The following is a 14,154-nucleotide window of genomic DNA, read 5'->3' as shown; positions in this document are numbered from 1 at the left end:
GAGCCCTGCTGGCTACGGCACCGGGTGCTTCGCATCGTACGCGACGAAACCCGGCTGCATGCGCGATGCCAGCCAGGCCAAGAGAATGCAGACGATCCCCCCAATCAGCAGCACGCCGCCTTCGCTAAGGAATTGCGTGACACCGCCTGCCAGCATGTCCCCCACTCGAGGGCCTCCTGCGACCACCACAATGAACACTCCCTGCAGCCTTCCGCGCAGGTGGTCGGGTGTCGCTGACTGGAGGATGGTGGTGCGGAAGACCGCACTGACAGAATCGGAAATCCCCGCCAACGCACAACATAGGGCAGCAGGAAGGAGCCAGGGAGTTACGCCCTCGCGGCCCGAATCTTCAGCCAGCAATACCACCAGGCCAAAGCCTGCAATCGAGGCGCCCCATCCAACCACTGCCCACACCACTGCGCTGCCCTGGCGCCTCACCCTGCCGAGGGGACCGGAAAACAATCCCGCCAGGAAGGCGCCCACGGCGGTAGACGCCAACAGCACACCCACCGTTGTTTCACCGCCGCCAATCATGACTGCCCCAATTGCAGGCATCAGGGCGCGCGGTTGGGCGCAGATCATGGCGATGAGGTCAATGATGAAGGTCATCCGGACATTGGGCCGCGTACCCAGGAACCGGAAACCCTCAACTACGGAGCGAAGCCCGGGCCGGACGGCCTCCTTTGATGGTGGCAGCGGCGGGAGTTTGGCGAGGCCCCACAGGGCAAAAGTGAAGCTGATGACATCGATCGTGTAGGTCCATCCGAAGCCGATGGTGGCCACCAAAACACCCGCCAGGAGTGGTCCGGCGGTCATGGACAGGCCGAACGTGAGCAGGCTCAAGGCGTTCGCCGCAGGGAGCAGGTCCTTGCGGACAAGGAGCGGAATGATCGCGCTACGGGCGGGACCGTTGATGCCTTGTGCACCGCTTTGGATGGCAACCAACGCATAAAGCAACCAGATGTTGCCGATCTCCAGCCACGCTTGCAGTGCCAAGCCAGCCGTGGTGGCCCAAAGCACCAAGGATGCGATCAGTGCTACTTTGCGGCGGTCGTAGGCATCGGAAATGGATCCGCCGTAAAGCCCGGTGATGACCAGCGGAACCAGCGCGAAGATGCCCAGGAGGCCTACGTAGAAACTCTCCTGGGTCAGGCGGTAAACCTCCAAGCTGACGGCCACCAACGTGAGCTGGGTACCGATGGCAGCCACCGAGGCCCCGAGCCAAAGTCTCCGGAAAGCCGGGCTCTCCCTAACCGGGGTGATGTCTGCCAGTAATTTCGCCACCTAGCCACCCTAGCGACCCCCAGTGACGTTGTTGTCCGTTTGGCTTCCATAGTGCGTCTCCCGCCGTAACGCGCTGGTTGGTAGGCTCACCCGGGGGAAGGAGTCCACATGGTCTTGTCGCGACGCTTGCTGTTCCGCTCGGGCATCTGGGAAATTGCCAGGCCGCGCCACCCTTTGACGGCCGGGCACGTGCTGATCCGCCTCTCGGACCCCTCCACGGAATTTACTGAAGCCTCGGCGGCCGACTGGTTGTTCTGCCACAACCTCGCCCGGGCAGCATTGGAGGACGTCCTTGGAGCGAAGAGGTTCGCCGTGATGTTCGCCAACCGGTGGCACCCCCTAGGTTCGGCTATTGGCGAGCCGGTGGCTGAGTCGTCTACGCCCACGTTTCACCTCTTCGCTCGGTGGGAGGCGGAAAGCACGACGCCGGGACGCCAACTCGCGCTGCCGGCCCACCGTCGCGTGCCCGAGCCTGAGGACAGCCTGGACATCGTCGATGCGCGGATCCGGGTTTCGCTGGGTCTTGGTGCCGCCATCGTCGCGGAAGCACCCACCGGGCAGGTGGCGTCCGCGCCTGCGGCCACGTCCGGCGTCGTACCCGTTCAGGTGCCGGTTCCCTTGGTCGCGACAGTTGACGCAGCCCGCCATCACAGCGTGATTGAGCCCGCCAGCGGGGCGGCCGCGATTTCCAGTGTCCTTCCGGGGGAACTAGTTGCGATGGGGAGCGCCCTGGGTGTCCTGCCGCTGACAAGTGGACTCACTGGCTTCAGCTGCGTGGCTATCGAAGGCGGGAATCCGGGTTCAGCCCTTCGCATCCACGCGGTGGGTCGATCTGCTGCGGAGCAAGCCAATCCGATGCTGGATTTGTTTAATTTGCCGGAAGTTAGCTTTGCCTTATTGTGAACTGCTCAAAATAAGTGATTCAATGAGTGCATGACCGATCACACAGCCGACCAGGAAGCATGGGCCGGTGCCCTGCATGCCCACGGCAGGCGTGTGACCAAACAGCGGCTGGCAGTGCTGGCCGCTGTCCAGCACCATCCGCACTCCCCGGCAGAAGGCATCCTTGCCGCTGCCCGCAAAGAACTCCCTGAACTGACGGCGCAGTCCGTTTACGTTGTGCTTAGCGACCTCACGGATTTGCAGATGCTGCGCCGCTTTGAACCCCCGCACTCCCCGGCGCTCTATGAAACCCGGGTGGGCGACAACCACCACCACGCCGTCTGCGTTAGTTGCGGCCGCGTGGAAGACGTGGACTGCGCCGTGGGACACGCACCGTGCCTCACACCGCACTGGGATGAAAATTCCAAGCCAATGACCATCCAGATCGCAGACGTCCTCTATCAGGGCATCTGCCAGGATTGCCAGGCAAAACAACAGCTCCCCAAACAAACGTCCGTAACTCAAAAATAAGAACAAGGAGAACAATGACTGCTATTTCAACAACCCAGTCAGGTGCCCCCGTTACTTCCGACGCGCACTCCAAGTCCGTCGGCGCCGACGGTGCCATCATCCTGACCGACCACTACCTGGTGGAGAAGCTTGCGCAGTTCAACCGCGAGCGGGTCCCGGAGCGTGTGGTGCACGCCAAGGGTGGCGGCGCATTCGGTACGTTCAAGACCACCTCGGACGTATCGGCCTACACCAAGGCCGCGTTCCTGCAGCCGGGCGTAGAGACGGACATGCTGATCCGTTTCTCCTCCGTTGCCGGCGAGAATGGTTCTCCTGACACCTGGCGCGACCCCCGCGGTTTCGCCGTGAAGTTCTACACCTCCGAGGGCAACTACGACCTCGTGGGCAACAACACCCCCGTGTTCTTCATCCGCGACGGCATCAAGTTCCCGGACTTCATCCACTCCCAGAAGCGCCTCCCGGGTACCCACCTGCGTGACGCTGACATGCAGTGGGACTTCTGGACCCTCTCCCCCGAATCCGCACACCAGGTCACCTGGCTCATGGGCGACCGTGGCCTGCCGGCTTCCTGGCGTGAAATGCAGGGCTACGGCTCGCACACCTACCAGTGGATCAACGCCGCTGGTGAGCGCTTCTGGGTCAAGTACCACTTCAAGTCCAACCAGGGCGTCAAGACCATCACCGGCGACCAGGCCGAGGAGCTGGCAGGCTCGGATGCAGACTTCTACATCCGCGACCTCTCCGAGAACATCGAAGCCGGCAACTTCCCCTCCTGGGAACTGCACGTCCAGGTCATGCCCTACGAGGACGCCAAGACGTACCGTTTCAACCCGTTCGATCTCACCAAGGTTTGGCCGCACGCGGACTACCCGCTGATCCACGTGGGCACCATGGAGCTGAACAAGAACCCGGAGAACTACTTCGCGCAGATCGAGCAGGCCACCTTCGCGCCGTCGAACTTCGTACCGGGTATCGCTGCCTCGCCGGACAAGATGCTGCAGGCCCGCATCTTCTCCTACGCCGATGCACACCGCTACCGCGTTGGCACCAACCACGCCCAGATCCCGGTGAACCAGCCCAAGAACCAGGTCAACAACTACAGCCAGGACGGCGCCGGACGTTACTTGTTCAACGCCCCCACCACCCCGGTCTACGCACCGAACTCCGTTGGTGGCCCGGCTGCTCTTGAGCCCGCTTCACCGGCAGGTGGCTGGGAGAACGACGGCGAGCTCACCCTCTCCGCGCACACCCTGCACTCCGAGGACAGCGACTTCGGCCAGGCCGGTACCCTGTACCGCGAGGTTTACGACGACGCCGCCAAGGCCCGCCTGCTGGAGACCATCACCGGTGCCGTGGGTGGCGTGAAGAGCGCCGACATCAAGGAACGCGCCATCCAGTACTGGACCAACGTTGACGCCGAACTCGGCGCCAAGCTGCGCGCCAACCTCGGTGCAGGCCAGGCCGCTTCCGACGCCGAAGCAGCCAACAAGCTCTAAGCATCTGAGCCGGTAAGTATTAGGTCGAACACCCCGTTGCGGATCTCCGCAACGGGGTGTTCTTCTTTGTTTTCCACATAGACCGGCTGGGCTCTGGCCGCTCTGGTGCCGTGGTCCATAGGATCCTTCCATGAGCACATTCGAGGGAATTCCGTCCGCAGCCTTCCGCTTCTACGAAGAACTGGAAGAGAACAACAACCGCGAGTGGTGGTTGGAGCACAAAGACATCTACGACGCCGCCGTGAAGGAACCGCTGGCGGCGCTCCTTTCGGAGCTGGAGCCTGAGTTCGGGCCGGCGAAGATCTTCCGGCCAAACAGGGACGTCAGGTTCTCCCAGGACAAGTCGCCCTACAAAACGGCCCAGGGCGCCTTCGCAGCATCACATGAAGGCCTCGGGTTCTACCTCCAGGTAAGCGCCGATGGTCTGTTGGTCGGTGGCGGCTGCCATTCCTATACTCCCGCGCAATTGGCACGCTTCCGCGCGGCTGTGGACGCTCCTGACAGTGGAGGGGAACTACAGCAGATTGTGGATTCGGTTGCCGCGGCGGGCTTCGCCATCCAAGGCGAGAAACTCAAGACAGTTCCGCGGGGCTTCGACAAAGATCATCCACGGGCCGAGCTCCTGAAGCACAAGTCCTTGTCTGCCGGGGTTGAGGTTGGTGAACCGGAATGGCTCTCCACGCCTTCAGCAAAACAAGAGATCGCTGACCGCTGGGAACTGCTGAGGCCGCTGGTGGAATGGGTTGGGAAGCACGCTGCGCCCTAGGTTTTGGTCCTCACCCGGAACAGCGCGGGGTCCGTCGTCAGTCGAGCGCCCAGGAACACCAAAAGCGCCCGGGGAATTGATGCTCCCGAGCGCTTTCGATGGTGATTCAAGCCAGCTGTCTGACAAGCAGCTGGAATTGGTTTAGACCTTGGTGAAGGAGTCTTCGTCCTCGTCGCCCTTGACCGCGGGGTTTGCAGAATCGCCATTGACGGCTGCCCTGGCTGAAGCGAACTTCTCGTTGAGCCGCGAGTGGCGCTGCCCGTAGGCGAAGTAGATGACCATGCCGATGATCAGCCAAATCGCAAAGAAGATCCAGGTTTCCACTGCCAGGTTGGTCATGAGGTAGATGCACAGGATGGCGGACACCCAGGGCAAGACCTTGCCGAAGGGGACCCGGAACGCAGGCTTGAGGTCCGGCCGCTTCTTGCGCAGTACCAGGATGCCCAGGCTGACCATCACAAAGGCGGACAGCGTTCCGATGTTGATCATTTCCTCAAGGAGATCCACGTTGGTCAGCCCGGCCACCAGGGCCACTGCCGCACCACAGATAATCTGCAGGCGTGCAGGGGTGGAGCGCTTGTCGCTGGTCTTGGAGAGGGATCGCGGGAGCAGTCCATCGCGGCTCATGGCCAACACCACACGGGAAAGGCCCATGAGCAGCACCATGATCACCGTCGTCAGGCCAACCAGGGATCCGAAGGCAATGACCTTGGCGGCGTCGTTGTTACCCACGGCCTCGAAAGCTGTGGTCAGCGTGGGGTTCTTTTCCTCAGCAAGCTGGGTGTAGGAGACCATGCCGGTCAAGGCAAGGGAGACCAGGATGTAGAGCAGCGTGACCACTGCCAGGCCGCCGAAGATACCGCGGGGCAGCGTCTTCTGCGGGTTCTTTACCTCTTCCGCGGAGGTTGCAACGACGTCGAAGCCGATGAAGGCGAAGAACACCAGGGCAGCCCCTGCGAAGATGCCCAAGGTGCCGTACTGGGCGGGAGCAGCACCGGTCAGGAAGCCGAAGAAGGACTGCTTCATGACATCAGCGGCACCCGTTCCGGAAGTGGGCTCGGAGGCGGGAATGAAGGGGGTGTAGTTGGAGAACTTCACATAGCTAAAGCCCACAACGATCACGAACAGCACTACGGCGATCTTGATCAAAGTGAAGATGTTGCCAACGCGCGCGGACAACTTCGTCCCCAGCACCAGCAGCACGGTGAAGATCGCGACAATCAGGAAGGCGCCCCAATAGAGGTCAACGCCGCCCAGGCTGAGCGCCGGCGGAATGTCCAGGCCCATCAGGGCGAAGACTTTGCTGAGGTAGATGCCCCAGTACTTCGCGATCACCGCGGCAGCAGTAAAGAGTTCGAGGATGAGGTTCCATCCAATGATCCACGCGAGCACCTCGCCCATGGTGGCATAAGTGAACACGTAAGCGGAGCCTGCCACGGGAATTGCCGTGGCGAATTCGGCATAGCACATGATGGCCAAGGCGCACGTGACGGCTGCGATGGCAAAGGAGATGGTGACGGCCGGGCCGGCAAAGTTTGCGGCAGCCTTGGCGCCAACGGAGAAGATACCGGCACCGACAGCGACGGCGACACCCATGATCATCAGGTCCCAGGTACTGAGGCTTCGCTTCAGCTTGCGCCCGGGCTCGTCGGCGTCGGCGATCGACTGCTCGATCGACTTGGTCCTGAAAATGTTCATAAAAATGCCACATTCTGGATGGGGGTGGTATAGGACTCATCAAGAATAGTGTCCGGTCAGTGGACGGCCATATTTATCCCAGATAGTGAGACGGCCTGCGCGTCCACGTTACTCATGTGACTGGTGTGACGGAGGCTAGTAGCCCCCGTCACACCACTAAACTCCCGGGACGTTCCAGTCCATGAGGGCGGAGCGGATCAGGAACCGCTTCCCCTCCGGGGACTCGACAGAGAAGCCGCTTCCGCGGCCTGGGACCACGTCAACAGTGAGATGGGTGTGGGACCAGTAGGCGAACTGTTCCCTGGACATCCAGAACTCGAGGGGCTTTGGATCCTCGCCCGCTCCGGTTCCAAAGCCTGCACTGATATCGAACCGGCCCAGGAGCACATCAGAATCACCAGTGAGGAACTCCCCCGCCGGGTAGCACATGGGAGCGGAACCGTCGCAGCAACCACCGGATTGATGGAACATGAGCGGGCCATGCTGCTCCCAGAGCTTCCGCAGTAGTTCGACGGAGGCCGCGGCGAGCGCCACCCGGGAAAAGGTCTCCCCGGAGAGCGTCACCGCAGCTTCCAATACGGGTTGGTCCATCAGAACTTCAGAACCACTCGGCCATCGATCTTGGCGTGCTTCATCTCGTCAAAGACCGCGTTGACCTCGGACAACTCACGCGTGGAGACCGTGGGTTTGATCTTGCCTTGTGCGTAGAACTCCAGCGCTTCCTCAAGATCCTGGCGGGTGCCCACAATCGATCCCCGCACAGTGAGCCCCTTAAGGACGATCTCGAAAATCGGCGCCGGGAAGTCACCAGGAGGAAGCCCATTGAAGACGATGGTCCCGCCACGGCGTGCCATTCCAATCGCTTGCCCGAAAGCAGAGGGGTGCACCGCCGTCACCAGGACACCGTGGCAGCCGCCGGTTTCGCGCTGGATGACCTCCGCTGGATCCTCATGCAGTGCATTGACCGTGAGCTCAGCGCCGTGTTCCCTGGCCAACGCCAGCTTGTCGTCGGCAATATCAACGGCGGCAACACGAAGTCCCATGGCCACTGCATACTGGACCGCGATGTGTCCCAATCCGCCGATTCCGGAGATGGTGACCCACTGGCCAGGCCTGGCTTCGGTCATCTTCAGTCCCTTGTAGACGGTGACTCCGGCGCACAATACCGGGGCAACCTCCACAGGATCCGAGCCCTTCGGGATGCGGGCTGCAAAACGTGTGTCCACCAACATGTACTCGCCGAACGAACCGTCCACGCTGTAGCCACCGTTCTGCTGGGATTCGCACAGCGTTTCCCATCCAGTTCGGCAGTACTGGCAATCTCCGCAGGCAGACCACAGCCAGGCGTTTCCAACCATGTCCCCCACCGCGACGTCCGTTACTCCTTCGCCGAGGGCCACTACTTCGCCCACTCCCTCGTGACCCGGCACGAACGGAGGGGTGGGTTTGACCGGCCAGTCACCTTCGGCAGCGTGCAGGTCCGTATGGCATACCCCCGACGTGATCAGGCGCACCAGCGCTTGGCCGGGACCCGGCGTCGGCCTTTCCACGTCCATGACCTTAAGGTCGGTTCCGAACTCCGTAACTACTGCAGCTTGCATGGTTGTGGACATTGACGATCTCCTTTGATCTCTATGAATGAAGCGGATGGTGCACAGCCAATGCCCCTTGCGAACGCGATGAGGGGCATCAGCTGTGCACAAATTCCTAGAAGAAGCCGAGTTTGTTCTCGTTGTAGCTGACCAGGAGGTTCTTGGTCTGCTGGTAGTGGTCCAGCATCATGGCGTGGTTTTCACGGCCAATGCCTGAGGACTTGTAGCCACCGAAAGCGGCACCTGCCGGATAGGCGTGGTAATTGTTGACCCAGACGCGGCCGGCCTGGATTTCGCGGCCTGCGCGGTAGGCGACATTTCCGTTGCGCGACCAAACCCCGGCGCCCAAACCGTAGAGGGTGTCGTTGGCGATGCCGATTGCGTCGTTGTAGTCGCTGAATTTGGTCACGGAGACAACAGGTCCGAAGATCTCCTCCTGGAAGATCCGCATCCGGTTGTGTCCCTCGAAGATGGTGGGCTGGACGTAGTAGCCGCCGGCAAGGTCACCGGAAAGCTCTGCCCGTGCGCCGCCCGTGAGGACCTTGGCGCCCTCCTGCTTTCCAATGTCGATGTAGGAGAGGATCTTCTCCAGCTGGTCGTTGGAAGCCTGGGCACCGATCTGGGTTTCCGTGTCCAGCGGGTTGCCCTGGATGATCTTGTTGGTGCGGGCGACGACGTCAGCCATGAAGGACTCGTATATCCCCTCCTGGACCAAGGCACGTGATGGGCAGGTGCAGACCTCGCCCTGGTTGAAGGCGAACAGCGTGAAGCCCTCCTGTGCTTTGTCGTAAAAGGCGTCATTCTGGGCTGCGACGTCGTCGAAGAAGATGTTGGGGCTCTTGCCGCCAAGTTCCAACGTGACAGGGATGAGGTTGTTGGACGCGTACTGGCTGATAAGCCGGCCCGTGGTTGTCTCGCCCGTGAAGGCGATCTTGCGGATACGGGGGCTGGAAGCCAGCGGCTTTCCGGCTTCGACGCCGAAACCATTGACGACGTTCACTACGCCTGCGGGCAGCAGGTCACCGATCAATTCCATCAGTACCAGGATCGACGTTGGCGTCTGCTCGGCTGGCTTAAGCACCACGGCGTTACCTGCGGCAAGCGCGGGGGCCAGCTTCCACACGGCCATGAGGATGGGAAAGTTCCAGGGGATGATCTGGCCCACCACGCCCAGCGGTTCCTTGAAGTGGTAGGCGGTGGTGTCCTCGTCGAGCTGGGAAAGGTGGCCCTCCTGGGCACGGACAGCCGAAGCGAAGTAGCGGAAGTGATCGGCAGCCAAGGGAATGTCCGCGTTGAGGGTCTCCCGGACGGGCTTGCCGTTGTCCCACGTCTCCGCAACGGCGAGCAGCTCCACGTTCTCGTCGATCCGGTCCGCGATCTTGTTCAGAATCGCGGCGCGTTCCGTGGCTGACGTTTTGCCCCATGAGGGCGCGACCTTGTGCGCGGCGTCGAGTGCCAGTTCGATGTCCTCGGATGTGCCACGGGCAACTTCGCAGAAAGCTTTGCCTGTGACGGGCGTGATGTTTTCGAAGTAGGCGCCCTTGACGGGAGCAACCCATTCCCCGCCGATCCAGTTCTCGTACCGGTCCTTGAAGGTGACCTTCGAACCCTCGGCACCCGGCTGTGCATAAACGGTCATTGCTAGCTCCTTTGCTGCGAATCACGGTGGCTGTCGCCATTGATTCGAGCCTAGGAGCGGGCAGGTTGCAGCTACGTTGCAACAGTGTGAGTCAGCTCACGCTGTCAATTCCGTGTCGATCCGTTCAAGGTCCGCCACGACGGCGGCCCGCTTGGGTGAGCGCGGCGGCAGCAGCTTCAGCACGGCAAGGCGGAGTTCGACGTCGTACTTCGCCTCGGGCAGCTCAGCGTACTTCAGGAGTGACTCAACGCTGCCATCGCTGAGCAGCGCTTCCCGCAACAGATGCGCAACCCGCTCACGCAACTGCACGACGCCGGGCGCCTCCGAGCGCGGCAGGACTGCTCCTTTGTAAATCTCCAAGGCGATCCGGTGGGCACCGCGCTGCAGGCAACTGAGCACCTGGCCCGAATCGGGAAGCAACTCGACAGGCAAGCGGTAGGGCCTCGATTCTGGAACCGCCTCGGGGCTGAGCTCCTGGAGAACTTTGCGCAGGCGCACCATTTCCGCCCGCAACGTCACCGGCGATCCATCTCCGGGGTACAGCTGCGCGCAGAGGTCATCCGCGCTGAGGCCGGCCGGTTGGCTACAGAGGATGGCCAGGATTTCGCTGTGCCGGGCCGACAGGGAAACCGTCCGGCCATCAATGCTGAGAAGGGCCTGGTCGCGGCCCAACAACTGCAGGCTATTCCGGTAAAGAGTGTGGCTGGAAGCGGAAATTGAGCTGCGGCGTTGTGGTTTTTCCCGCACGGCAGCAGCGAGCTGGAGACGCTCGATGCGCAACTGCGCCTGCGCGGCCGCAACGGTTGCTTCCACCAGGGATACCGTGTGCGGGGCAACCGCGGTCTCCGTTCCGGTGATGTCCACGACGCCCAACACGGCACCGGAATCGGGATCATGGAAGGGAACAGCAGTACAACTCCACGGGTGCACTGATCTCTTGAAGTGCTCGGCACCGGAGATCTGGATGCTGCGATCCAAGGCAAGCGCCGTCCCGGGGGCACTTGTACCCACTGAGGCTTCGGACCAGTCGGCGCCCGCAACGAACATCATTCCCTCGGCCCTGCGCTGCATGACGGGATCGCCATCCACCCACAAAAGCCGCCCGACGTCATCTCCCACCGCGACGAGCAGCCCACTGTCATGGCTGGGCTGGACCAGCAACTTCCTGATGACCGGCATGATCGCGGCCAGCGGGTGTTGACGGCGGTAGTCCTCCAGTTCGTCGCGGTCCATCGCGAGTGGCGCTTCCGGAACATCGGGATTGGCCAGCAGGTTGGCCGAACGCTGCCAGGATTCGCGCACCAAGCGTCGGAGGCCGGAGATTTCCTCCGGAGTCCCGGCCCGCAGCATATCCAGTTGTTCGTGGCCAGCCAAGGCGCGCTTCTGCAGCAGCCTTCCGGCTTCGCTGCCTGGAACAGGCGGATGGATTGGATTCCTCATCGAACTCCCCGGTAATCCGCAACGACACTGCGCTGCGCATGTGCTGGCGGCACAGTACCCGAAAGTCTAGTTCCAGGAATGGAGTTTGTGTACAGCTGGCGTCTTTCGGAAGCCGATTCAGGACGTTGGCTCTGCATCATCCCAAGGGTTAGCCGCGCGAGATCTGGATCATTTCCTCACGCGGGACTACCTTGATGCGTTCCCGGATCACGCCATTGCCGTTGGATCCGGACTCGGACTGGGACTTCGACCAGGCCGCACCGAGGGCGGCCTCGTGAGCATCCAGGCGGTTCCAGCCCTCCCAAGTGGTGTATTCGATGCCACGTTCCTCGAGGAGATCGATGATCGCCTGCGGATCCGGGTTCTCTGCTGGAGGCAACGTCAGCCGGTCTTCGAGGAGGCAGCCGATGGTCTCAAGCGCATCGCCCTTGGTATGACCGATCAGGCCCACTGGTCCGCGCTTGATCCAGCCAGTGGCGTAAATTCCCGGTACGGGCTTGCCGTCGGCATCCAGGACGCGACCGCCGTCGTTCGGTATGACACCGCGGCGGGCATCGTACGGAAGCTCCTCAAGCGGCGAGCCGTGGTAGCCGATCGCGCGGTAGACGGACTGCACCGGGTACTCCACGAATTCCCCGGTTCCCTTGACGTTGCCGGTTCCGTCCAGTTGCATGCGCTCGAACTTGATGCCGGAAACCTTGCCGGGAGTTTCCGGCGAGTCCAGGATTTCCACCGGGCTATGCAGGAAGTGCAAGTGCAGGCGGCGCGAGGATGGCTGATCGGATTCCGCATGTTCCTCCACCAGCCAGTTGGTCATGGTGTTGACCATGGTCTTGATCTGGTTGTTGGTACGGATTGCCTCATCGGAGGCTTCATCAAACTCGAAGTCCTCCGGGTACAGCACAATGTCTACGTCGTTGCAGTGGGACAGCTCCCGCAATTCCAGCGGGGTGAACTTTACTTGTGCAGGGCCGCGGCGACCAAACACGTGGACGTCGGTAACAGGCGATTTCTTCAACCCCTCGTACACGTTTTCCGGGATCTCGGTGACCAGCAGCTCATCGGGGTGCTTGACCAGCATGCGAGCCACGTCAAGGGCAACGTTTCCATTGCCGATGACCGCAATCTCCTTGGCATCCAGCGGCCAATCGCGGGGAACGTCCGGGTGTCCGTCGTACCAGGAAACAAAATCGGCTCCGCCGAAGGACCCGTCCAACCCGATGCCGGGAATGTTCAGGTCCGCATCCTTGATGGCCCCCGTGGAGAAGATCACGGCGTCGTAGAAAGCACGGAAATCGTGAAGCGACAGATCCCGGCCGTAGGTCACGTTGCCAAGGAAACGGATGTCCCCCCTGTCCAGCACCTTGTGCAGGGCATTGACGATGCCCTTAATGCGGGGGTGATCCGGTGCCACACCGTAGCGGATCAGCCCATAGGGGGCAGGGTACGCCTCAAAGAGATCGATGCTGACCTCCACGTCCCCGTCCTTGACCTCGTTGGACTTGGTCAGGATGTCGGCGGCGTACACGCCGGCGGGACCGGCGCCCACGATGGCGACGCGAAGCGGACGTTTGGGGGTGGTTCCGGCTGAGTTGGACACCGTAAGCCCTTCCGAAGCAGTAAGCCACGCCGTTGTTGGGGCGCGCAGATTCCAATTCTAGATGTCTGCCCTGCACCCGGCCTCCTATATGGCGGGAGTCACACGAAAACAGGCGATTGATGCCAACATTGCGGAATATTGCGCTCACGTTTGGTGTTGGCGACATTGTGTCGACACCCGAGCAGATCACCGCAAACTCGTCCGCTTCCAGCCAAGCCGCGACTGCGAGTGCGTCCAGCAGTGAACTCAACGGCGATACTTCCGGCGCCAGGAACCGTGGACGAAAGCCGATCTGGAGCGAGTCGACGGCGGGAATCCTCTTTGGTATTGGCGCTTACAGCCTGTGGGGACTGCTTCCGCTGTACTTCCTCGCGCTTCAACCGGCGGGGGCCATCGAAATCGTTGCCAACCGCGTCGTTTGGTCACTGATCTTCTGCGCGTTGCTGATCACGGTCACGCGGGCGTGGAGGGTCTTCGGCGCCGCTGTGAAGAACCGCACAGTCTTTGGGCCGTTGGCCTTGGCCGCTGGATTGATAGCCATCAACTGGCTCACCTATACCTTCGGCGTCACCACAGGGCACGCAGTGGAGACGTCCCTTGGATACTTCATCAACCCGTTGGTGTCGGTCCTGCTCGGCGTATTCGTGCTCAAGGAGAAGCTGCGTCCACTCCAGTGGGCCGCAGTGGGCATTGGTTTTGTTGCCGTGGGCGTGCTGACCTTTTCTTACGGGCAGCTCCCTTGGATCGCGCTTATCCTGGCCTTCAGCTTCGGCCTGTATGGATTCGTGAAGAAGCGGGTTGGACCCAGGGTCGATGCGCTCACCAGCCTCTCCGTTGAAACAGTGGTCCTGGCTCCCTTTGCAGCCGTCACCATGGTTGTACTGGGCGTGAGTGGCGTCGCCACCCTCACGGCCCTTGGCCCGGGACATTTCTGGCTGCTTCTGGCATCCGGCGTCATCACCGCAGTGCCGTTGCTCTTCTTCGGCGCCTCAGCCCGTCGCCTGCCCATGACCACCATCGGCCTTCTCCAATATTTCGCACCGATTCTTCAGTTCATCGTGGCGCTGGCCGTTTTCAACGAGGCCATGACCACGGCCCGCTGGATCGGATTCTGCGTGGTGTGGCTCGCCCTGCTGGTGCTCACGGTGGACATGCTGCGCACAGCGAAGAAGAACTCGTCGCTGAAGAAGAAGGCCCGGATCGCAGCTGCTGCGGGAGCCTAGCCC

At 61.7% G+C, this 14,154-nt stretch carries 12 protein-coding genes; 5 read left to right on the top strand and 7 right to left on the bottom strand.

The features are described from left to right. Positions 1–12: 12 nt before the first annotated feature. Positions 13–1,284 carry an MFS transporter gene (locus ACFX4T_RS02345; RefSeq protein ID WP_223946625.1) on the bottom strand — a complete coding sequence of 424 codons (1,272 nt, stop codon included), beginning with the start codon at positions 1,282–1,284 and terminating at the stop codon, positions 13–15. A 108-nt stretch (positions 1,285–1,392) separates the two neighbouring features. On the opposite strand from ACFX4T_RS02345, the gene ACFX4T_RS02340 reads away from it, so the two are divergent. The 4 genes from ACFX4T_RS02340 to ACFX4T_RS02325 all read left to right on the top strand — a co-directional run bounded on the left by ACFX4T_RS02340 (position 1,393) and on the right by ACFX4T_RS02325 (position 4,959). Then, complete coding sequence (locus ACFX4T_RS02340; protein ID WP_223946626.1) at positions 1,393–2,187, top strand: hypothetical protein; 795 nt, start codon at positions 1,393–1,395, stop codon at positions 2,185–2,187. A gap of 30 nt (positions 2,188–2,217) precedes the next feature. After that, positions 2,218–2,697 carry a Fur family transcriptional regulator gene (locus tag ACFX4T_RS02335; protein WP_223946627.1) on the top strand — a complete coding sequence of 160 codons (480 nt, stop codon included), beginning with the start codon at positions 2,218–2,220 and terminating at the stop codon, positions 2,695–2,697. A gap of 14 nt (positions 2,698–2,711) precedes the next feature. Next, positions 2,712–4,193 (top strand): catalase, encoded by a 1,482-nt coding sequence (locus ACFX4T_RS02330; protein ID WP_223946628.1) that lies wholly within the window; start codon positions 2,712–2,714, stop codon positions 4,191–4,193. Between the two features lie 130 nt (positions 4,194–4,323). Further along, on the top strand, positions 4,324–4,959 hold the full coding sequence (locus tag ACFX4T_RS02325; RefSeq protein ID WP_377650670.1) for a DUF2461 domain-containing protein: 636 nt from the start codon (positions 4,324–4,326) through the stop codon (positions 4,957–4,959). Between the two features lie 141 nt (positions 4,960–5,100). Here the strand turns inward: ACFX4T_RS02325 and ACFX4T_RS02320 are convergent, their stop codons facing one another. The 6 genes from ACFX4T_RS02320 to ACFX4T_RS02295 form a co-directional block, all read right to left on the bottom strand. Further along, a complete protein-coding gene (locus tag ACFX4T_RS02320; RefSeq protein ID WP_377650669.1) occupies positions 5,101–6,657 on the bottom strand; it encodes an amino acid permease in 1,557 nt (518 codons plus the stop codon). Positions 6,658–6,813: 156 nt separating this feature from the next. After that, positions 6,814–7,248 (bottom strand): DUF779 domain-containing protein, encoded by a 435-nt coding sequence (locus ACFX4T_RS02315; RefSeq protein WP_377650668.1) that lies wholly within the window; start codon positions 7,246–7,248, stop codon positions 6,814–6,816. Then, positions 7,248–8,270 carry an alcohol dehydrogenase AdhP gene (gene adhP, locus ACFX4T_RS02310; protein WP_216924996.1) on the bottom strand — a complete coding sequence of 341 codons (1,023 nt, stop codon included), beginning with the start codon at positions 8,268–8,270 and terminating at the stop codon, positions 7,248–7,250. Before adhP ends, ACFX4T_RS02315 begins: the two co-directional genes overlap by 1 nt. 94 nt (positions 8,271–8,364) lie before the next feature. Further along, the gene (locus tag ACFX4T_RS02305; protein WP_377650666.1) at positions 8,365–9,888 is read right to left on the bottom strand and encodes an aldehyde dehydrogenase family protein; all 1,524 of its coding nucleotides are present in this window, start codon (positions 9,886–9,888) and stop codon (positions 8,365–8,367) included. Positions 9,889–9,984: 96 nt separating this feature from the next. Next, positions 9,985–11,328, bottom strand: coding sequence for a GAF domain-containing protein (locus ACFX4T_RS02300; RefSeq protein ID WP_377650665.1), 1,344 nt, complete (start codon positions 11,326–11,328; stop codon positions 9,985–9,987). 148 nt (positions 11,329–11,476) lie between these two features. Then, the gene (locus tag ACFX4T_RS02295) at positions 11,477–12,928 is read right to left on the bottom strand and encodes an FAD-dependent oxidoreductase (RefSeq protein ID WP_377650664.1); all 1,452 of its coding nucleotides are present in this window, start codon (positions 12,926–12,928) and stop codon (positions 11,477–11,479) included. 128 nt (positions 12,929–13,056) lie between these two features. Between ACFX4T_RS02295 and rarD the strand changes: the two genes are divergently transcribed. Next, complete coding sequence (gene rarD, locus ACFX4T_RS02290; RefSeq protein ID WP_377650815.1) at positions 13,057–14,151, top strand: EamA family transporter RarD; 1,095 nt, start codon at positions 13,057–13,059, stop codon at positions 14,149–14,151. The last annotated feature ends 3 nt before the right edge of the window (positions 14,152–14,154 follow it).

It is taken from the genome of Paenarthrobacter sp. YIM B13468 (assembly GCF_042788025.1).
In the GTDB taxonomy this organism is placed as follows: Bacteria; Actinomycetota; Actinomycetes; order Actinomycetales; family Micrococcaceae; genus Arthrobacter; species Arthrobacter aromaticivorans.
This window is presented reverse-complemented; position numbering and strand designations above follow the sequence as displayed.